This window comes from Vineibacter terrae (assembly GCF_008039615.1).
GTDB lineage: Bacteria > Pseudomonadota > Alphaproteobacteria > Reyranellales > Reyranellaceae > Vineibacter > Vineibacter terrae.
Genome location: NZ_VDUZ01000038.1, coordinates 76,194 through 95,300, shown reverse-complemented (window position 1 = coordinate 95,300; position 19,107 = coordinate 76,194). Strand labels below are relative to the sequence as shown.

The 19,107-nt window shown below is 68.3% G+C and carries 16 protein-coding genes; 7 read left to right on the top strand and 9 right to left on the bottom strand.

All coding sequences use genetic code 11. The annotated features are described in order from the left end of the window. Window positions 1-265: 265 nt before the first annotated feature. Both FHP25_RS28305 and FHP25_RS28300 read left to right on the top strand, forming a co-directional pair. Window positions 266-898, top strand: a complete 633-nt coding sequence (locus FHP25_RS28305) for a glutathione S-transferase family protein (protein ID WP_147850338.1) — start codon at window positions 266-268, stop codon at window positions 896-898. A 197-nt stretch (window positions 899-1,095) separates the two neighbouring features. Continuing rightward, window positions 1,096-2,613, top strand: a complete 1,518-nt coding sequence (locus FHP25_RS28300) for a malonate--CoA ligase (RefSeq protein ID WP_147850337.1) — start codon at window positions 1,096-1,098, stop codon at window positions 2,611-2,613. Between the two features lie 2 nt (window positions 2,614-2,615). Here FHP25_RS28300 and FHP25_RS28295 read toward each other — a convergent pair whose 3' ends face one another. Together FHP25_RS28295 and FHP25_RS28290 are read right to left on the bottom strand one after the other, a co-directional pair. Further along, entirely contained in the window at window positions 2,616-3,023 is a 408-nt protein-coding gene (locus FHP25_RS28295) for a hypothetical protein (RefSeq protein WP_218578652.1), read from the bottom strand. A 485-nt stretch (window positions 3,024-3,508) separates the two neighbouring features. Then, window positions 3,509-4,516, bottom strand: coding sequence for an NADP-dependent oxidoreductase (locus tag FHP25_RS28290; RefSeq protein WP_147850335.1), 1,008 nt, complete (start codon window positions 4,514-4,516; stop codon window positions 3,509-3,511). Between the two features lie 129 nt (window positions 4,517-4,645). Between FHP25_RS28290 and FHP25_RS28285 the strand changes: the two genes are divergently transcribed. The 5 genes from FHP25_RS28285 (at window position 4,646) to FHP25_RS28265 (ending at window position 10,314) form a co-directional block, all read left to right on the top strand. Then, a complete protein-coding gene (locus FHP25_RS28285) occupies window positions 4,646-5,098 on the top strand; it encodes a DUF2946 family protein (protein ID WP_147850334.1) in 453 nt (150 codons plus the stop codon). 68 nt (window positions 5,099-5,166) lie between these two features. Beyond that, window positions 5,167-5,703 carry a YcnI family protein gene (locus FHP25_RS28280; protein WP_147850333.1) on the top strand — a complete coding sequence of 179 codons (537 nt, stop codon included), beginning with the start codon at window positions 5,167-5,169 and terminating at the stop codon, window positions 5,701-5,703. A 34-nt stretch (window positions 5,704-5,737) separates the two neighbouring features. Continuing rightward, window positions 5,738-7,408, top strand: coding sequence for a copper resistance CopC/CopD family protein (locus tag FHP25_RS28275; protein ID WP_147850332.1), 1,671 nt, complete (start codon window positions 5,738-5,740; stop codon window positions 7,406-7,408). Window positions 7,409-7,629: 221 nt separating this feature from the next. After that, window positions 7,630-8,061, top strand: a complete 432-nt coding sequence (locus tag FHP25_RS28270) for a DUF2946 family protein (RefSeq protein WP_147850331.1) — start codon at window positions 7,630-7,632, stop codon at window positions 8,059-8,061. Window positions 8,062-8,208: 147 nt separating this feature from the next. Next, window positions 8,209-10,314 (top strand): TonB-dependent receptor family protein, encoded by a 2,106-nt coding sequence (locus tag FHP25_RS28265; RefSeq protein WP_178133835.1) that lies wholly within the window; start codon window positions 8,209-8,211, stop codon window positions 10,312-10,314. 336 nt (window positions 10,315-10,650) lie between these two features. On the opposite strand, the gene FHP25_RS28260 is transcribed toward FHP25_RS28265, so the two are convergent. From FHP25_RS28260 to FHP25_RS28230, 7 genes are all read right to left on the bottom strand, one after another. Then, window positions 10,651-12,090 carry a class I SAM-dependent methyltransferase gene (locus FHP25_RS28260; RefSeq protein WP_147850329.1) on the bottom strand — a complete coding sequence of 480 codons (1,440 nt, stop codon included), beginning with the start codon at window positions 12,088-12,090 and terminating at the stop codon, window positions 10,651-10,653. A 60-nt stretch (window positions 12,091-12,150) separates the two neighbouring features. After that, window positions 12,151-13,539 carry a sigma-54-dependent transcriptional regulator gene (locus FHP25_RS28255; RefSeq protein WP_147850328.1) on the bottom strand — a complete coding sequence of 463 codons (1,389 nt, stop codon included), beginning with the start codon at window positions 13,537-13,539 and terminating at the stop codon, window positions 12,151-12,153. A gap of 8 nt (window positions 13,540-13,547) precedes the next feature. After that, complete coding sequence (locus FHP25_RS28250; RefSeq protein WP_147850327.1) at window positions 13,548-15,344, bottom strand: sensor histidine kinase; 1,797 nt, start codon at window positions 15,342-15,344, stop codon at window positions 13,548-13,550. 357 nt (window positions 15,345-15,701) lie between these two features. Then, the gene (locus FHP25_RS28245) at window positions 15,702-17,117 is read right to left on the bottom strand and encodes an aspartate aminotransferase family protein (RefSeq protein ID WP_147850326.1); all 1,416 of its coding nucleotides are present in this window, start codon (window positions 17,115-17,117) and stop codon (window positions 15,702-15,704) included. Beyond that, on the bottom strand, window positions 17,114-17,791 hold the full coding sequence (locus tag FHP25_RS28240) for an HAD-IB family phosphatase (RefSeq protein WP_147850325.1): 678 nt from the start codon (window positions 17,789-17,791) through the stop codon (window positions 17,114-17,116). The genes FHP25_RS28245 and FHP25_RS28240 overlap by 4 nt, the downstream gene beginning before the upstream one ends. Window positions 17,792-18,096: 305 nt before the next feature. Further along, a complete protein-coding gene (locus FHP25_RS28235; protein WP_147850324.1) occupies window positions 18,097-18,588 on the bottom strand; it encodes a DUF192 domain-containing protein in 492 nt (163 codons plus the stop codon). Window positions 18,589-18,647: 59 nt separating this feature from the next. Then, window positions 18,648-19,031: a YybH family protein gene (locus tag FHP25_RS28230; RefSeq protein ID WP_147850323.1), complete on the bottom strand. Its 384-nt coding sequence runs from the start codon at window positions 19,029-19,031 to the stop codon at window positions 18,648-18,650. Window positions 19,032-19,107: the final 76 nt, after the last annotated feature.

Here is a 19,107-nt window from a genome sequence, read left to right as displayed (position 1 = left end):
GACAGCGCCGAGCACGGCGCTACGCTCACACGGCAAGGGACCGCCATCAAACCACAAGCGCCCCTTATTGCCCTCCATTTTCCCCTTGATAACCGGTAGGAGGTCCTCGCTGCGCTCGGGATGACAGCCATGACTCTCCCTCCACCGATAGTCGGTACGCGCCGCTTCCTGCGCGACGGTGCGGAGATCGCCAACCGCTTCGTCTCGCGGCTGGGCCGGGCCGTGCTATAAGGCGCGCCAGGACCATCCTGGCAGGAGCCGACCGATGGCGAGAGATCCCGACATCGTCTTCTATCATGCCCCGCAATCGCGCTCGATCATCGTGCAGTGGATGCTGGAGGAGCTGGGCGAGCCTTACCGCCTGCATCTGCTGAACCTGAAGAAGGACGAGCACAAGCAGCCCGGATACCTCGCCGTCAATCCCATGGGCAAGGTGCCGGCCATCGCGCACAAGGGCGTCGTCGTCACCGAGGCGGCGGCGATCTGCTGCTACCTTGCCGACGCCTACCCGTCGGCCGGCCTCAACGTGCCGGTCGGCGACCTGCGGCGCGGCCCCTACCTCAAGTGGCTGTTCTTCGGGCCGAGCTGCCTGGAGCCGGCGATCATCGACCGCATGTTCAAGCGGCCCGACGTGACGCCCGGCGCGCTCGGCTACGGCAGCTACGATGCCACGCTCGACCTCGTGGCCAAGGCCGTGGCCACGGGCCCGTACCTGCTGGGACCGCATTTCTCGGCGGCCGACGTCGTCATCGGCTCAGGCCTCACCTGGGGCATGATGATCAAGGCCCTGCCCGAGCGCCCCGAGTTCACGGCCTATGCCGCGCGCCTGCGCGAGCGCCAGGCGCTGCAGCGCGTCTACGCCAAGGATGCCGAGCTGGCCGCCGCGCAAGCGGCGTGACATTCTGTCGTCCTGAGCGCAGCGAAGGACCTTGCGGTGGTTCGCTCAAAGCACGGCGGCTTTCAGTGCCGTCATACTTTGTCAGGACCACCGCAAGGTCCTCCGCTGCGCTCAGGACGACAACTATCAAACCCTATTGGCGCGCTGCGGCCAGACGGGCTATGACGACGGCTGATCCCCAGCCGTAACGTTTGCGCATGACCAACCACCTGTTCTCGCTCGTCCGCTCGTCCATTCCCGCCCCCGGCAAGGCCTTCATCGAGACGCCGGACGGCAGCACGCTCAGCTTCGCCGAGCTGATCGACGGCACGGGCCGCTATGCCAATGCGCTGGTGGCGCTGGGCGTGGCCCCCGGCGACAGGGTCGCGGTGCAGGTCGAGAAGAGCGTGCCCGCGATCCTGCTCTACCTGGCCTGCGTGCGCGCCGGCGCCATCTTCCTGCCGCTCAACACCGCCTACACCATCGCCGAGCTGGAGTATTTCATCGGCGATGCCCAGCCCACCGTCGTGGTCTGCGATCCGGCCAGGCGCGAGGGCATCGCGGCCATCGCCGGCAAGGCTGGCGTCAAGGCGGTCGAGACGCTCGACGCCACGGGCGACGGCAGCCTGGCGACCAAGGCGGCAGCGCAGGCGCCGCAATTCGCGGACGTCGCGCGCGCCGCCGACGACCTGGCCGCGATCCTCTACACGTCGGGCACGACGGGGCGCTCGAAGGGCGCCATGCTCACGCACGACAACCTGGCGTCGAACGCGCGCACGCTGGTGGCGTACTGGCGCTTCACGGCCGACGACGTGCTGCTGCACGCGCTGCCGATCTACCACACGCACGGCCTGTTCACGGCCACCAACACGCTGCTGGCGGCCGGCGGCTCGATGCTGTTCCTGCCGAAGTTCGATGCCGACGCGGTGATGCGGCTGCTGCCGCGCGCCACCGCCATGATGGGCGTGCCGACCTTCTACACCCGCCTGCTGCAGCATCGCGGCCTGACGCCTGATGCGACCCGGCATATGCGGCTCTTCATATCGGGCTCGGCGCCGCTGCTGGCCGAGACGCACCGCGACTGGCGCGCCCGCACCGGCCACGCCATCCTCGAGCGCTACGGCATGACCGAGACCAACATGAACACCTCGAATCCGTATGACGGGGACAGGGTGGCGGGCACGGTCGGCTTCCCCCTGCCCGGCGTCGCGCTGCGTATCGCCGATCCCGAAACCGCGCGCGTGCTGCCGCAGGGCGAGATCGGCGTGATCGAGGTGAAGGGACCCAACGTCTTCAAGGGCTACTGGCGCATGCCGGAGAAGACCGCGGCCGAGTTCCGGCCCGACGGCTTCTTCATCACCGGCGACCTCGGCCGCATCGACGAGCGCGGCTATGTCCACATCGTGGGCCGCGGCAAGGACCTGATCATCTCGGGCGGCTTCAACGTCTATCCCAAGGAGATCGAAGGCGAGATCGACGCCATCGCGGGCGTGGTGGAGAGCGCGGTCGTGGGCGTGCCGCACCCCGATTTCGGCGAAGGCGTCACGGCCGTGGTCGTGCGCAAGCCCGGCGCGAGCGTCGATGAACGGGCGATCCTGGCCGCCCTGGAGGGCCGGCTGGCCAAGTTCAAGCAGCCCAAGCGCGTGATCTTCGTCGACGACCTGCCGCGCAACACGATGGGCAAGGTGCAGAAGAACGTGCTGCGCGACCTGCACAAGGGGCTGTACGCCCGGTGAGGCTATCGCCGCACCAGGAGTGCTGACAGGGCAAGGCAGCAGAGCGCTATGAATGTCAGGATCGCGCTCGCAGCGTGCGCGTATTCCCAATGGGCACGCAGCGCCTGCCAGTTCTCCGGTGCGACCGTCCAGTTCTGCGTCGCCTGATTTGCCGGATAGGTCCAGACGAAGAAGATCACCAGCGTCGCGGCCATCAGCAGGAACGCCGCCAAGGCCAGCGCGAACACCGCACCCTGCCCGCGCAGCAATACACTCAGTGCCAGGCTGGCGAGCAGCGCCGCGATCAGGACGATGCCGAGCAGGGACCAGCCGCGGTAGATTGCCTGCACGGTGAAGTAATCGGCCTGCGACAAGCCGATCTTGTTGGGCAACTCGAGCAGATGCGCGCCGGCCGGCACCAGCGCAAGCACTGCCAGGATGATGGCGCAGAAATGGATGCCTCGCGTGAGCATCCGATTTCAACGGCCCGGGCCTGGAAAGGCTGCGCCAGACTCCCCTTCTCCCGCAGGGCTGTCCGGGGAAAATGTCTGGTAAAACCTGGCACTTTCCGCTGCAGCAACGCTTCATGGTGAGCTTGTCGAACCATGAAGCGTCTCGCACCAGCCGTCGTGCGTGGCCTTCATGGTTCGACAAGCTCACCATGAAGGCTTTTTCCCCGGACAGCCCTGCTTCTCCCGCGTAGGCACGGGAGAAGGTGCCCGATAGAGGCGTTTCGACGCGAAGCGTCGAAACGCTGGAGGCGGATGAGGGGCTTGCTGTTTCGGACCGCGCGCGCTCACGCGCGCATCGGCGCGTCAGCGCCGAAAAGATTTCGCTCTTCGCTTCGTGCGAGCGAATGCGGGCGTGGACGCCCGCGGTCCGAAAGAGCCTCGCCCGATGGGCGGTTGGCGGCCGTTCAGCTGACCCGCACCAGCAGCTTGCCGCGATTGCGGCCGGCGAACAGCTCGGCCAGCGCTTCAGGCGCCTTCTCGAGGCCATCGACGATGTCCTCGGCGGCTTTCAGCCGGCCCTCCTCGATCCACTTGGCGAGCGTCGCCTCGGCCTGCGGACGGGTCGCGAAGTAGTCCATCACGATGAAGCCTTCCATGCGCAGGCGCTTCACCACCAGCAGGCCGGGCACGCCGATGGGGCCGGGCTCGGGCTTCTCGGCGTTGTACTGCGAGAGGTTGCCGCAGCACACGATGCGGCCGCCCATGTTCATCTGGTAGAGCGCCGCCTGCAGCACCGCGCCGCCGGTATTGTCGAAGTAGACGTCGATGCCGCGCGGGCAGGCCTCCTTCAGGGCGCGGCGCAGGTCGGCGCTCTTGTAGTCGATGGCGGCATCGAGCCCCAGCGTGTCCGTGAGCCAGGCGCATTTCTCGGGACCGCCGGCCGTGCCCACGACGCGGCATCCCTCGATCCTGGCGATCTGGGCGGCGATCGAGCCCACCGCGCCGGCGGCGGCCGACACCAGCACCGTCTCGCCGGGCTTGGGCCGGCCGACCTCGCGCAGGCCGTAGTAGGCGGTGAGCCCGGTGATGCCCAGCACACCCATCAGCGCCTCCGGCCGGTAGCGGCCGTCGCGCCGCGTGACATCGGCCGGCTTCATCACGGCATAGTCCTGCCAGCCCAGCATGCCGTCGACCAGGTCACCGACGGCGATGTCGGTCACCTTCGAGGCCACGACCTCGCCCAGGGCGAAGCCGTGCATCACGTCCCCCGGCGCCACCGGCGCCTTGTAGGTCGGCACCGGCGACATCCAGGCCCGATTGGCCGGATCGAGCGACAGCAGCCGCGTGCGCACCACGATCTCGCCAGCGCCGGGCTCGGGCAGGGGCTGCTCGCGCAACGTGAGATGCTGCGGCCCGACCATGCCCGACGGACGCGACGCAAGCAGCCATTGACGATTGACGGGGCTGGGCATGCAGACTCTCCTCCAGTGCCGGCGCGGTTCATCTCGTCGCATAGCCGGCGCCCGCCTCGACTTCATTCATCGCCGGGGTTAAGACTCCGGAAAGCTCACGCGCTCTGATCGATGGATCGTTCTCACGCCATGCCTGCCAAGTCCAGCGCCACGCCCCTGTCGGGCCGGCGCGCGGTGATGCTGTGGCTGGCGCTGCTTGCCCTCACGGTCCAGGCCTTCGCGCCGCTGGCGCATGCCCGTGCCCTGGAGCGCTTCGCAAACGGCGCGGTCAGCGGCTATGTCGTCGCCTGCTCCACCGACGGCCTGAAGCTGGTCAATCTCGATGCCCTCACGGCGGCTGATGCCGGCGACGGCAAGGCCGTCGGCTTCCACCTGCCGTTCGACGTCCAGGCCAAGACCGGCAAGCATGCCTGCTGCCTTGCTGCCGGCGTGCCCGCTACGGAGCCGGACCAGCCCGAGGCGCTGCCGCCGGCACGCGCCGCCAATGCGACAGCGCCGCCGCGCGCGGAAGGCCCGCAACTTCTCGACCATGCGCCACCCGGCCGTCCCGGCCATCCGCGGGATCCACCTGCCTCCGCCTGAACGCCTCGTTGCGGTGCCTCCGGTCCACGACCGGACACCGTCCGTCGTTCCGTCCGGTGGAGATTTCCATGTCCGTCTATCGTCGTATCATCGCGCCGCTGGGCGCGTGCGCGCTGTCCATCCTGGCGCTGCCGGTATCCGCCCATGTCTCGCTGGAGACCCGGGAGGCCGCCGTCGCGGGCAGCTACAAGGCTGTCTTCCGCGTGCCGCATGGCTGCAAGGGCGCCGCCACCATCGGCCTTCGCGTCAAGATCCCGGAGGGCGTGATCGGCGTGAAGCCGATGCCCAAGCCGGGTTGGACGCTGGCCACGGTCAAGGGCAAATATGCCGGCAGCTACAGCTACTATCACCGCAGCACGGTGAGCGAGGGCGTGACGGAAGTCGCCTGGAGCGGCGGCGCCCTGCCGGACGATTTCTATGACGAGTTCGTGATGCAGGTGTACCTCACCGACAGCCTCAAGCCCGGCACGATGCTCTATTTCCCGGTGGTCCAGGAATGCGCCGGCGGCGCGGTGGACCGCTGGATCGAGATCCCGGCCGAGGACAGGAAAGCCGACGACTATGAGGCGCCTGCGCCCGGCCTCAAGCTCCTGCCCAGGAAATGACAGGACAGCCGCCCTCTTCTACCCTGGCGGCAAGATGATCCGGGGCCACCTCCAACCCGTGGCGGTTGTCGATACCGCGCCTGCGGCGCCAAGCGGCCCGGCGCGGCGGTGGCTGGCGCGCGCCGTGGCCTGCCTGGGCATCATGCTGGCGATGGCATTGGCATCGATGGGCCCGGCCTTGGCGCATGCCTCGCTGGTCCGGACCGATCCAGGCGACGGCGAGGTCACGGGCACGGCGCCGGCGCGCTTCGTCCTGACGTTCAACGAGTCCGTCACGCCGCTGGTGCTACGGGTCATCCGGCCGGACGGCACGGCATTCGATCTCTTGCGCCAGGCGCGTCAGGGCAGAGCCATCGACGTCGAGGCGCCCAAGGACCTCGGCATCGGCACGCATGTCCTGAGCTGGCGCGTCGTGTCCGAGGACGGCCATCCCGTCAGCGGCGCCATCGTGTTCTCGATCGGCGCCCCCAGCGTCAACACGATGCGAACCGCCGGCGATGTCGGTGACGGCCCCGTACGCTTCGCCATCTGGGCCACCAAGCTTGGCCTCTTCATCGGGATGTTCGTGGGCATCGGCGGGGCCTTCTATCGCGCCTGGATCTCGAGGCCGGAGCGCCATGGCCTGCGTGTCATCGCCGGCGCGATCATCCTTGGCTTCGTCGCGGCGCTGTTCTCGATCGGCCTGCAGGGCCTCGACGCCCTGGGGCTGCCCTTCTCGGGGCGTATCCATCGCATGGCCTGGGCGGCTGGCGTCGACAGCAGCCAGGGACGCACGGCAATCGTCGTCGCCGCGGCGCTGATCGCAGCCTTCATATCGCTCGGCACGCCCAGGGTGTCGGCATGCCGCGCGTTGTCGCTCGTGGCGCTGCTGGCGATTGGCGCCGCGCTCACGATGAGCGGACATGCCAGCACGGCTCATCCACAATGGTTGATGCGCTCGGCGGTGTTCCTGCACAGTGTGGGCATCGCCTTCTGGACCGGCGCGCTCACGCCTCTGTTCGCGCAGCTTGTCGCCGAATCGCCGGACGCTGCCATGTCCTTGCGCCGCTTCTCGCGGGCCATTCTATTCGTGCTCGTCCCGCTGGTGGCCGCAGGTATCGTCCTGGCCGTTGTCCAGGTCCAGCACGCGAGCGCGCTGTGGACGACCGACTACGGACGCGTGCTGCTGATCAAGCTCGGCCTGCTGGCAGCCGTTGCCGGCCTGGCGGCCTACAACCGCTGGCGATTGACGCCCCAGGTCGAGCACGCCACGCCCGGTGCGGCGCGGCGCCTGGCGCGCGTCATCGCGGTAGAGATGGTGCTGGTCCTGGCGGTCCTCAGCGTCGTGGCGCTGTGGCGCTTCACGCCACCACCGCGCGCGCTGGCCGCGGCGGCCAGCGAGCCAGCCTACGTGCATATCCACGGCCCCAAGGCGATGGCCGACCTGACGATCACCCCGGGCCGGGCCGGGCCCGTCGAGGCCGTCATCACCATCGCAGCCGGCGACTTCGGGCCCCTGAAGGCCAAGGAAGTCACGCTCATCCTGACCGACCCGGTCGCCGGCATCGGGCCGCTGCGGCGCCCGGCGCGGCGATCCGACGATGGAAGCTGGCGGGTCGAAGGCCTGGTGATGCCGATTGCCGGCCACTGGTCGGTGCGCATCGTCATCCTCATCTCCGACTTCGAGCAGGTGACGCTCGAGGACACGATCGGCATCCGGCCATGAGAAGGCGCGGGGGCGAGATGCTCAGGGACACGCTGGGCGCTCGCCGCGCCGGCGGTCCAGCTGTAGGCGCCAGTTCTGCCCCCCAGCGGCGTGTGCCGGACCGCGCGCCCCCCGGCGCGCTCATGGTGTTGCCACGACCAGACGAAGAGCGCGGCAGGAGCCGCGCGGTCCGTCCGGGCAATCGTGCGTCGAAATTTGCCCCCGTAAACAAGGCCAGCGCCATGCTCACCTGGCGGCGTGCGCTGGCGCTGTGGCTGGCGCTGCTCGCGCTCACGGTGCAGGCCTTCACGCCGCTGGCACATGCCCGGGCCCTGGAGCGCTTCGCCACCGGCCCGGTCAACGGCTTTGTCGTGGTCTGCTCGGCTGACGGCCTGAAGCTGGTCAACCTCGACGCCCTCATAGCGGCGGACGCGGGCGACGGCAAGGCGGTCGGCTTCCATCTGCCGTTCGATGTGCAGGCCAAGGCCGGCAAGCACGCCTGCTGCCTTGCCGCCGGCGTGCCGGCGCTGGCCCCCGAACCGACCGAGATCCTGCCGCCAGCGCGGATCGCCAATGCCACGGCGCCACCGCGCGCTCAAGGCCCGCAGCACGTGGACCGGGCGCCGGCCCGACGCCCGGGACATCCCCGCGATCCACCCTTGACGGTCGCCTGAGCGTCATCCTCTGACGCCGGCCGCGCCCGCGCATGGCCTGACCCAGTAGCGATCCACCGCGCGGATCGCACCGCCTCCCCGTCCTCGAGCTTTTCGCCACGGCCCGGATATGCGCGCCCGCGCGCCGGCGTGGCTGGAGACATGACCATGCCGTCCCAACGACGTGCTCCTGACAAGCGCCGGGTGCTGCCCGCGGGCACCGTGCTGAGCTTCCTGCTGCTGGCCGACCAGGCCGCCGCCCAGGCGCCCATCGAGGTGCCGCCGGTGACCGTCACCGGCGATCGCGTCGTGCCTTCCCTGACCGTGCCGTCGGTCGACGACGCCCGCCGCGACATCGAGCGCACGCCCGGCGGCGTCGGGCTCGTGCCCAGCGAGCGGATCCGCGACAGCAAGGCGACCACCATCAAGGACGCGCTCGACTACGTGCCCGGTGTCCTCGCGCAGCCCAAGTACGGGCAGGAGGACGCGCGGCTGTCGATCCGCGGCTCCGGCCTGTCGCGCAACTTCCACCTGCGCGGCATCCGGATCATGGTCGACGGCGTGCCCATGAACCTGGCCGACGGCGGCGCCGACACCCAGGAGCTCGATCCGCTGGGCGTGCGCTACATCGAGGTCTTCAGGGGCGCCAATGCCCTGCAATGGGGCGCGGCCTCGCTGGGCGGCGCCATCAACTACGTCTCGCCCACCGGGCGCAGCGCGCCGGGATGGCTGGCGCGGGCAGACGGCGGCAGCTTCGGCAACGCCGGCGGCCAGGTGGCGCTGGGCGGCAGCGCCGGGGCATGGGATTACTGGTTTTCGCCCACCTTCAGCCATGCCGACGGCTATCGGCAGCATACCGAGCGCGACTATCTGCGCTTCAATGGCAATCTCGGCTACCGCTTCGATGAGGATGTTGAGACCCGCTTCTTCGCCGGCGTCAACCATATCCGGCAGCAGATCCCCAGCTCCCTCACCCGGTCGCTGGCCTACACCGACCCGCGCGCGACCGATCCGTCGAGCTTCCTGAAGAACACGCGGCGCGACATCGACTCGCTGCGCCTGGTCAACCGCACCACGTTCCGGATCGGCGACGACTCGGTGACCGCCTCGGCCTGGTATCATCACAAGGTGCTGTTCCATCCGCTGTCGTTCGGCGTCGTCGACAACGTCTCGGACGACGGCGGCGCCAGCGTGCGCTGGACGGGAACGGCCACGGTTGCCGGCCTGCGCAATGACTATGTCGTCGGCGCCAATCTCTTCACCGGCGTCAACGTCAACAAGACCTACGTCAACAACAACGGCCGCCGCGGCGCGCTCACCAACCATGTCGATGAGCGTTCCACCAATGTCGAGCTCTACGCCGAGAACCGGCTCTATCTCGATCCCACGCTCGCCTTCATCGTCGGGGCGCAGCTCGGCCACGCCCGCCGGAGCCTCGACGACAAGCTCCTGGCCAACGGCGACGACAGCGGCCGCAAGATCTTCAACAGCGTCAACCCCAAGGTCGGGGTGCTGTGGCAGCCGCGCAAGGACTGGCAGGTCTTCGGCAATGTCAGCCGCGCCTCCGAGCCGCCAACCTTCGCCGAGCTCAACCCCAGCGCCAGCCCCGGCTTCGCCAACCTCAAGCCGCAGACGTCATGGACGGCGGAGATCGGCACGCGCGGCACGTGGCGCGGCATCGGCTTCGACCTTTCCGTCTATCGCGCCTGGATCCGCAACGAGCTGCAGCTCTTCGTGGTGCCCGGGTCCGGCGACGGCGGCTTCGCGCTCAACGCCGACCGCACCATCCATCAGGGCGTCGAGCTCGGCATCGATGCGACGCTGCTTGAAGGGCTGGCCACGGCGACGGCCGCCGCCCCCGACAAGGTCCAGGCGCGCCTCGCCTACACCTTCAGCGACTTCCGGTTCCGCAACGACCCGGTGGCCGGCGACAATCAGATCCCGGGCGCGCCGCGGCACTACGTCCGGGCCGAGCTGCGCTACAGCCATCCATCGGGATTCTGGTTCGGCCCCAACGTCGAATGGGTGCCGCAGGGCTATTATGTCGACAACGCCAACACCAAGGCGTTTCGCACCCGCGCCTATGCCTTGCTGGGCGCCCGGGCCGGCTGGACGTTCGAGAACGGCCTGAGCCTGTTTCTCGATGCGCGAAACCTGTTCAACAAGACCTATGTCTCGAACACCAATGCGCGGCCGGTCGCGACCACCGTGGATCAGCTCTACAACCCCGGCGACGGCCGCGCCGTCTTCGTCGGCCTGGAGTTCCGCTGGTAGGCACGGCGATCGCATCTGGCGCCAGAAAGAAAACCACAGAGGCACAGAGACACAGAGACAGCACAGAGAGGAAAACGTTGCGCGCCTTCGGCGCGCGATAATGTCTTGCTCTGTGTGATCTCTGTACTACTGACTTCAAGAATCTTCGCGAGCCGCGGTGATTTTTGTAGCCTTCATGGTGAGCTTGTCGAACCATGAAGGCGTCGCACGGGCAGTGGTGCGCCGCTTCATGGTTCGACAAGCTCACCATGAAGCGCTTTCCCCGCATTTGGTTGCGGCCAACGGCTGCGCTGTGTCTCGGTGCCTCTGTGGTTCGTCTTCCGGCCGCGAGGGCGCCTATTCGGACGGCACCTTCGCCGCCCGTGGCCGCACCCAGAGGATGGAGCGCGTCACCGGCAGGCCGCCATAGCGTGCGGTGATGTCGTCGAACACTTCGACCGAGCAGGCCGCGGCCGGCGCGGCGCGGCCGGCCTGAGCCAGGATGGTGGCACGCGGATAGGCCCATGCCTTGGCCTGGGTGCGCACCAGCGTCGCCGATTCATCGAACCACAGGGCCACGACCGAATGCGGCGCACGCAGCCCCAGCAGGCGGTCGAAGAACATGTCCAGCTCGCCGGGCGGCACGTGCAGCAGCACCGCGACACAAACGATGAAATCCGGCTGCTGCGCCCTGACATCGCTCAAGGTGGTGGTGTCGATCACCGCCAGATGCGGGCAACGGGCCTGGGCAGCACCGGGCGGCAGCAGGTCCAGCCCGTCGCGATAGAAGCTGTCGGTGACATCCAGGCCCCAATAGCCGCCCGGATCGAGGAACGAGATGAAATGCTGGCCGATGCGCAGGCTGCCGCAGCCGTAGTCGACCACGCGATGCTCCGGCCGCAATCCCTCGAGGAACAGGCGTTCCAGCACGAAACGGCCACGGGCTCCGTGCCGGGCGGTCGTCAAATCGAGCGCCTGGCCGGTGCGGCGCACGCGCTTGCGCTTGCCCAGGGTCGGGTGGCTGGCGCCGGTCGCGAGCTTGCGCTCGATATCGTAGGCGTAGAAGTCGGCGAACGTGGCGCCGGGACGTGACAGCCGGAACAGCCTGAAGCCTATCTCGCCCCAGATCGCGAGCGCAGCCCGCTCCACCGCCCCGGCAAACGACGCCCGCTGCGCTGCGTCCTGGGGCATGGTTGCCGCATTGTCGAAGCGCGTGATCACCGGCAGGCAGAAGACTGCCACCCCATAGAGCGGCACGTAGCAGAACTCGAGAAATTCATCGACCCACTCGGCCGCCGTGGGTGAAAGAACAAAGACCATCGTGGTGCCCTCCACCAACACCGACAGGCCATGCACGATCCAGGCGCCGCCCAGGAACAGCGCCGCACGATCGGAAATCTCGACCCTGCTCACGAAGCTGTGCAGGACCGCGGCCATCGCAAGCCAGAGCGCCAGATCGACCACGCGCTCGCTGCCGATGATCTTATGCAGCGAGAAGGCTTCTTCCAGGCCGATGAGGAAAAGCACGGCGCCGAGGGCCAGGCCGCGTCGTCGCAGCGGCGCTTCCGATGGTGGCGTGCCGCCGAGATAGGCCAGGATCGCCACCGCGCCCAGCAGCATTGCCGCGGTGCCGGGAACCAGCTCGAAGGTCGAGCCTTCGCGCCATGGCGGGATGGCTCCCATCGCGACAAGGGCGCCGCCCAGGACACCTGCGGCCACGACATAGCCCGCGATCAGCACAAGGACAAGTCGTCCGCCACGCTCACGCAGCAGGACGCCCTTCGTGTCGACGCTCATGATTGCCGCTCCTGTGTCTTCGATGCGCGCCGCCCGGAGTTGGTGCGCCGTCGCTGATCCTTACGCCTTGGGAACACGCTCGACCCGGATGTCGAGCTTGCGTATCCGATGCCACAGACCGCGATCGGTGATCCCCAGCATCGCGGCTGCCCGCACCTGCACCCCGCCCGCCCGGCGAAGCGCCTCGATGATCCAGCGCTTCTCGGTCGCTTCGAGCTCGGCCGCGAGATCCGCCGGCAACCTGCTCTCCCGCTCGCCCGTGGCGCCCGCGCCGGTGGGCTGGAACAGATATGGCGGCAGATCGGGAAGGTCGATCAGATCGCCGCGCGCCACGATCACCGCGCGCTCGACGCAGTTCTGCAGCTCGCGGATGTTGCCCGGCCACGGATATGACGCCATGGCGCGGCGCGCCGCCGGCGTGATCCCTGTCACGCGCTTGCCCATCTCGGCGGCCAGGCGTGCCACGAACCGGTCGGCCAGCTCGGCGACGTCGTCTTCACGGTCGCGAAGCGGCGGCAGCGCGATGGGGTACACGCTCAGGCGGTAGTACAGGTCTTCGCGGAAGCGCCCTGCCCGCACGGCTTCCAGCAGGTCGCGGTTCGTCGCCGCGATCACCCGCACATCGACGCTGCGGGTGCGGTCGCTGCCGACCGGCTCGATCGTCCGCTCCTGCAGCGTGCGCAGGATCTTGGCCTGCAGCGCCAGCGGCATGTCGCCGATCTCATCCAGGAAGATCGTGCCGCCATCGGCCGTGGCGAAGCGGCCGGGCCGGTTGGACAGCGCGCCCGTGAAGGCACCCTTCACATGGCCGAAAAGCTCGCTTTCCAGCAGGTTCTCGGGAATGGCGGCGCAGTTGATGGCGATGAAGCGGCTTTCCTTGCGCGGGCTGTTGAAGTGGATGGCGCGCGCGACCATCTCCTTGCCGGTGCCGCTTTCTCCCGTGATCAGCACGTTCGCCTTGCTGGCGCAGACTTCGGCGACAGCCGTGATCACGGTCCGGAAGGCGGCGCTGGAGCCGGCCAGGTTGTCGAAGCGATAGCGGCCCTCCAATTCCTCGCGCAGGCGCTGGTTCTCGCGCAGCGCATCGCGCAGCCGCAGCGCCGAGGCGATCGCCGACTCCAGCTCATCCATCTCCACCGGCTTGCCGATGTAGTCGGACGCGCCCTGCTTGATGATATCGACGGCGTCGCGCACGGTAGCGTAGGCGGTCATCAGGATGACGGGCAAGCCCGGCCGGCGCTCGTGGATCGCCCGCATCAGCTCGCGGCCCGTGATTCCGGGCATGCGCAGATCGGTCAGCACGAGGTCGACGTCCTCGACGTCCAGGGTCTTCAGGGCGGCGGTCCCGGTCGAGGCCGTCAGGGTCTGATAGCCGAGCGCCTCCAGCGCAACCGACAGCACGTGCAGCAGCTTGGTCTCGTCGTCGACAATCAGCACGGTGCGCGACATGAGCACCCTCAGGTAGCCGGGAAGCTGAGCGTGAACGTGCTGCCGCGCCCGGGGGCGCTGTCGCAAGCCACGCTGCCGCCATGAGCTTCGACCAGCGCATGCACCTTCGCCAGCCCCAATCCCACCCCGCGCTCCTTGGTCGTGAAGAACGGGTCGAAGACATGTGGAACGACATCGGACGCCATGCCGGCGCCGGTGTCGGCGACCCGCACGGCAACCCGCGCGCCCTCGCGCGCGATGCCGACGGTCAGGCTGCCGCCGTCCGGCATGGCATCGATGGCGTTGAGGATCAGGTTGAGCAAGGCCTGGAAGAGCTGGTTCTCATCGCCCATGATGGCGGCCCCCGGCGCCCGGTCATCGAGCTGGACCGCTACCGAGCGGGCCGAGAACTCGGGGCTGCAGAATGCCAGCGCGCGATCGACGACCTGGCGCGGCAGCAGCCGCGCCAGGACCGGCGGCGCCGGCTTGGCGAAGGTCAGGAACTCGTGCATCAGGTGATCGATGCGCCGAACCTCCTCGATCACGTAGCCCATCAGGTCGGCGTCCTTCCGGCTCAGCTCGGCGCGCCGGCGCACGACCTCCGCGGAGGTCTTGATGATCCCCAGCGGGTTGCGCACCTCGTGCGCGAAGCCGGCTGCCACCTGGCCCAGCGCCGCCAGCCGCTCGCGGCGCCGCAGCTGCTCCTCCAGCGAGCGCAGATCCGCCAGGCGGGATGACATGTGGTTGACCGCCGTGGCGACCTCGGCAACCTCGTCCTCGCCCTGGACCGGGACCTGCTCGCCGTACTGCCCTTCCGCCAGCCGCCGCACGCTTTCGGCGAGCTGATGCAGCGGCCGGGCGAGGCGCTTGGACAGCAGGACACCGGCGCCCAGCGACAGGATGGTGCCGACGACGAAGATGCCGGAGAACAGCAGCGGCGGCGTCGGCCGGCCGCGCAGCGCCTCGGTGACCCGCACGCCCGTGAACAGGATGGCATGCGCCGGCTTGTCCGACTTGCCGGGCAGGACAGTGTAGACACCGATGAGCTGGCCGTCGTCGACCTCGCGATCAAGGACGTGGGTCGCCCCCTGGTTCAGTGCCGTCAGGACCGCCGGACCTGGCCGGCGGGCGGGCTCGGTCGGGCCGTGGGCGGAATAGATCTCTTCGTAGGCGCCATGCTTGACGTAGTAGATCCGGTACTCCAGCGACGTCACCGACTTCATCTGGCTGAGGAAATCCCGGTCCAGCCAGGTGCCCAGCAGCAGCGTCTGATGTCCGCCGGCGGTCTCGATGCGCCGGATGCCGGCCGAGGCGTAGCGGACGTGATCCCCGACCTCGAGGCGGTAGAGCGGCGCCTGGTCGCCGAACGGGATCTCCTGGACGGTCCTGATCGGCGGCTCGGAGAAGAGGATGCGGCCGGTGTCGTCGTACAGCACGATGGCCGAGTAGCCGAACGCGTCGGTGAGGCCGTGGATCGGCGCCGGCAGCGGGCCGCCGGCCCGGAGCGTGGCCAGCGCCGCCTGGTCCTGCGCGATGAAATCGGCAAGGCGCTTGGCGCCGTCGGGCGTGTCCTTCAACTCGTCGGCCAGGAAGACGGTGGTCTCGGTCAGCCAGCGCTCGAGCGCCGAATCGTAGTTGCTCGCCACGAGCCAGGTCGAGAGCTGGGCGATGAAGATCGTCGGCAGCAGGCTCACCAGCAGGAAGGCGAGCACCAGCTTGCCGCGGATCGAGCGGCCCAAATTCGCGAACAGGCGCGATATCCCCACCTCGATCCCCATTGCCGGCAGACGCCGCGCGACGGCGCGCCGTTCAGCGACCAGGCCCATGCGATACCCAAATCGTTGTTGCGTGACAATCCAACGGCCGATGGCCGTGCTGGCACCTTGGTGCTGGACACTCCCCGTTCATGGCTCCTCCGACAGGCGGGCGCGGAAACGCACCGGACCGGCTCGCCACCAGTGGCTGCTGCCAGTCGATCGCGGTCATGTGGCGGCTGTCGTCGAGCATGGCGTTTCGACCGGCCCGCCCAGGTTGCGGGCTGGCGTCACGCGGCTCGTAATGTCGTCCTCTGACGCGTCCATGACGAGAGTTGGCGTTCGGGGTGGCCGGCGCAGGACCTGCGCCGGCAGCGGGCAGGAAGATGCCTCGTCGTTCCCGGGCGTCATCCCCCTGCCCGTCAGCGCTCATCCGTGCTCGACGCGGGCCAGCACCTGGTCGAGCAGGACGATGGCGAGGTCCATCTCCTCACGCGAGATGTCGAGGCTGGGCGCCAGGGTGACGACGTTCTTGTGGTAGCCGCCGATATCGAGCACCAGCCCGTATGACTTGCCGTTGACGACGAGGTCGCCCTTCATGGCCTCGTCGACCATGCGATCGACCGTCGCCTTGGCCGGTGTGAAGCCATCCTCGGCGCAGATCTCCATGCGCAGCGCCAATCCCAGCCCGTCGACGTCGCCGACGATCGGATGCTTGCGCTTCAGCTCACGCAGGCCCTCCAGGAAATAGACCCCCTTGGCGAAGGTCGCGGTCTCGTAGTCGCTCTCGTCGAGCATCCGCATCGTCTCGAGCGCGGCGGCGGTGCCGAGCGGATTGGCGTTGAACGTCGAGTGTGTCGATCCCGGCGGGAAGACCGACGGCGCGATCAGCTCCTCCCGGGCCCAGATGCCCGAGAGCGGGTTGAGCCCGTTGGTCATGGCCTTGCCGAAGACGATGATGTCCGGCCTGACGCCGAAATTCTCGATCGACCACAGCTTGCCGGCGCGGAAGAAGCCCATCTGGATCTCGTCGTCGACCAGCAGGATCTTGCGCGCCTCCAGCACCCCGGCGAGCTTCTCGAAGTAGCCCGGCGGCGGGATCACATAGCCGCCGGTGCCCTGGATGGGCTCGACGTAGAAAGCGGCATATTCCGATTCGCCGACCTTGGGATCCCACAGGCCGTAGTATTCCGTATCGAACAGGCGTGCGAACTGGTCGACACAATAGAGGCCGCAATCCTCGCGCTTCTTGCCGTACGGGCAACGGAAGCAGTACGGGAACGGCACGAACTGCGCCCGGTCCCCGAAATGACCGTAGCGCCGCCGATAGCGGTAGGACGACGTGATGGCCGAGGCGCCGAGCGTGCGGCCGTGGTAGCCGCCCTCGAATGCGAACATCAGGCTCTTGCCGTGCGAGGCGTTGCGCACCAGCTTCAGCGAATCCTCGACCGCCTGGCTGCCGCCGACGTTGAAATGCACGCGGCCCTTGCGCCCGAACTTTTGCTCGGCATCGCGCGCGATCATCGCCGCCAGCTCGATCTTCTCGCGGTGCAGATACTGCGATGCGACCTGCGGCAGGCGATCGATCTGCCGCTTCAGGGCCTCGTTCAGACGCGGGTTGGCATAGCCGAAGTTCACCGCCGAGTACCACATCTGCAGGTCGAGATATGGCCTGTCGCGACGGTCGTAGAGGAACGAGCCCTGGCAACGCTCGAAGATCATCGGCGTGTCGGTGTAGTGGACCGTGTCGCCATGCGAGCAGTAGCGCGCCTCGTCGGCACGCAGGGCGGCCTCCTCGGCATCGTCGTCGCGGCTGAGGTCGTGCAGGCGGATGATCTGGTTCATAGCGCGGAACTCCACTCGGGGATGCGGGCAGCCACGCGCTGCTGATGACGACCGAGATGGTCGACCACGGCGCGCACCTGGGCGAAATCGTCGAACGGGATCACCGGCAGGCCGTCGCGGCGGCAGTGATCCAGCAGCGACGCCTTGGCGATCACCATGTCGGCGGCGCCGGCGACGCAGAAATCGGAGCGCCCGTCGCCGATCACCAGCGTCGGCAGCCTGGGTCCGCGGAATCCGCACTTGCAGACACCTGAGCTGCAGATCCGCGACGCATGGGGGAATTCCAGGACGTAGCGGCGGCCGCCGGCCGGGCGAAGATGGTTGGCGACGACGGCAAGGTCATGGATGCCATGTCGCCGGAAGATGCGCCGGATGGCGTAGTCGAGCCCGTCGCTCACGATGGTCAGGCGATGGCCCCAACGGTGGCAATCGCCGACGAAGCCGGCGAAGCCCGGGTCGATGTCGATGCTGTCGAGGGTGGCGTCGAGCTCGGCCAGGCTGCAACGCAGCAGCGCCACCTGACGCTCCATGCAGGTGCGGCTGCTGATGCGCTCGGCCTGCCATTCGGCCTCGATATCCCGCCAGGCTGGCTCGGCAAATCGCTCAAAGAGGGCGTCGGACACATCGACGGGAACGATTGTCCCGTCGAAATCACAGAGGATGTTCCAAGGCATCTCGCACTTCTTTGTTGGGGACTACGCAACGCCCCCAGAAGCGCGAACTTCGTGCCAACTCGGATAAATATATTAAGTCATTGGAATGTAATGTCTTTCACGAAAATCGACAGAGCAGGATGACGCCGGGGAACCTACAAAATCCGAGGCTTCCCCCAAATCAGGGGCGCCCTCGTCCCGGTTGCAGGGTTGCCGCTCCAAACTGTCATCCCGAGCGCAGCGAGGGATCTCCCGCGGCAAGACGCACGGTGCGCCATTCGCGGGAGGTCCTCGCTGCGCTCGGGATGACAGTGTGAGGCTACCGCTCACCTGGCGTTGCCGAAGATCGCGTGGCGCACCTTGTCGCCCGGCTTGATCCCCAGCATGCGGGCGGCGCCGCCGTTGATCTCCAGCACCGCCCTGACGGGCGAGCCGCTGTCGATGGTGCGGGTCGAGAGCGGCTCGGCATTGGCGTGGATGCGCGCGATGGTGCCGTCGGCATCGATGAACAGCATGTCGAGCGGAATGAGCGTGTTGGCCATCCAGAACGACAGCTTCTGGGTCGCGACGAAGTCGAACAGCATGCCTTCATGCACGCCGAGCTTCTGGCGGAACATCAGGCCGCGCTGCTGCTGCTCGGGCGTCAGCGCCAGCTCGACGTCGAATTTCTGCTCGCCCGCCGCGGTGTCGATGACGAGGCTCGACTTCTCGAACGAGACCGCCGGCGGCGGTGGTGGCGACTGCGCCGGTGCCGGCGCCGGCGTCCCGGCAACGCCGAACGCGAGGAGGACGGCGAGAACCCACGCAACGCGACGCATACCCGGCTCCTTCGGTGCTTCCGGACCGCGCGCCGCCCGGCGCGGTCCCAACGACACGATCACGACTTGTCCACGCCCGACGGGTGGTCGAGCACATAGAGCCAGCGGCCATCGGGCTGGCGGCGCAGCACCTCGGCGCTGGTGCCGCGACGCTCCATCGGCTTGCCTTCGGCATCGGTGCCGGTCATCACCCAGTCATGGCGCACCAGCGCCAGCCCGTCGCGCTCCATGATCATCACCGCGGTCATGGACATGCGCGGCCGCCGCGCGGTCATGCGGGCGAAGGCCTCGCGAATGGCCGCCTTGCCGACAACCCGCGCGCCTGGCTGCGGCGCCAGCACCGCCTGCTCCTCGTAGAGGCTGACCAGCGCCTCGATGTTGCCGGCGGAGAATGCCTCGGCGAACGCACCGGCCATGTCCTCAACCCGCATCACCACCGCCATCTGCCCCTCCGCGTCATCGGCCGCTGCGCCCTTCGCAAAGCGCCGGGATGGGCAGGCATCGTAGCGGTGTCGGGCG

Excerpts from the sequence above, each read along its gene's own strand:
- FHP25_RS28230 (WP_147850323.1), bottom strand. The coding sequence starts at position 19,031 with ATGGCGGTGGTGATGCGGGTTGAGGACATGGCCGGTGCGTTCGCCGAG.
- FHP25_RS28285 (WP_147850334.1), top strand. The coding sequence starts at position 4,646 with ATGCCTGCCAAGTCCAGCGCCACGCCCCTGTCGGGCCGGCGCGCGGTG.
- FHP25_RS28305 (WP_147850338.1), top strand. The coding sequence starts at position 266 with ATGGCGAGAGATCCCGACATCGTCTTCTATCATGCCCCGCAATCGCGC.
- FHP25_RS28290 (WP_147850335.1), bottom strand. The coding sequence starts at position 4,516 with ATGCCCAGCCCCGTCAATCGTCAATGGCTGCTTGCGTCGCGTCCGTCG.
- FHP25_RS28270 (WP_147850331.1), top strand. The coding sequence starts at position 7,630 with ATGCTCACCTGGCGGCGTGCGCTGGCGCTGTGGCTGGCGCTGCTCGCG.
- FHP25_RS28255 (WP_147850328.1), bottom strand. The coding sequence starts at position 13,539 with ATGTCGCGCACCGTGCTGATTGTCGACGACGAGACCAAGCTGCTGCAC.
- FHP25_RS28240 (WP_147850325.1), bottom strand. The coding sequence starts at position 17,791 with ATGCCTTGGAACATCCTCTGTGATTTCGACGGGACAATCGTTCCCGTC.
- FHP25_RS28300 (WP_147850337.1), top strand. The coding sequence starts at position 1,096 with ATGACCAACCACCTGTTCTCGCTCGTCCGCTCGTCCATTCCCGCCCCC.
- FHP25_RS28280 (WP_147850333.1), top strand. The coding sequence starts at position 5,167 with ATGTCCGTCTATCGTCGTATCATCGCGCCGCTGGGCGCGTGCGCGCTG.
- FHP25_RS28245 (WP_147850326.1), bottom strand. The coding sequence starts at position 17,117 with ATGAACCAGATCATCCGCCTGCACGACCTCAGCCGCGACGACGATGCC.
- FHP25_RS28250 (WP_147850327.1), bottom strand. The coding sequence starts at position 15,344 with ATGGGCCTGGTCGCTGAACGGCGCGCCGTCGCGCGGCGTCTGCCGGCA.
- FHP25_RS28265 (WP_178133835.1), top strand. The coding sequence starts at position 8,209 with ATGCCGTCCCAACGACGTGCTCCTGACAAGCGCCGGGTGCTGCCCGCG.
- FHP25_RS28260 (WP_147850329.1), bottom strand. The coding sequence starts at position 12,090 with ATGAGCGTCGACACGAAGGGCGTCCTGCTGCGTGAGCGTGGCGGACGA.
- FHP25_RS28275 (WP_147850332.1), top strand. The coding sequence starts at position 5,738 with ATGATCCGGGGCCACCTCCAACCCGTGGCGGTTGTCGATACCGCGCCT.
- FHP25_RS28235 (WP_147850324.1), bottom strand. The coding sequence starts at position 18,588 with ATGCGTCGCGTTGCGTGGGTTCTCGCCGTCCTCCTCGCGTTCGGCGTT.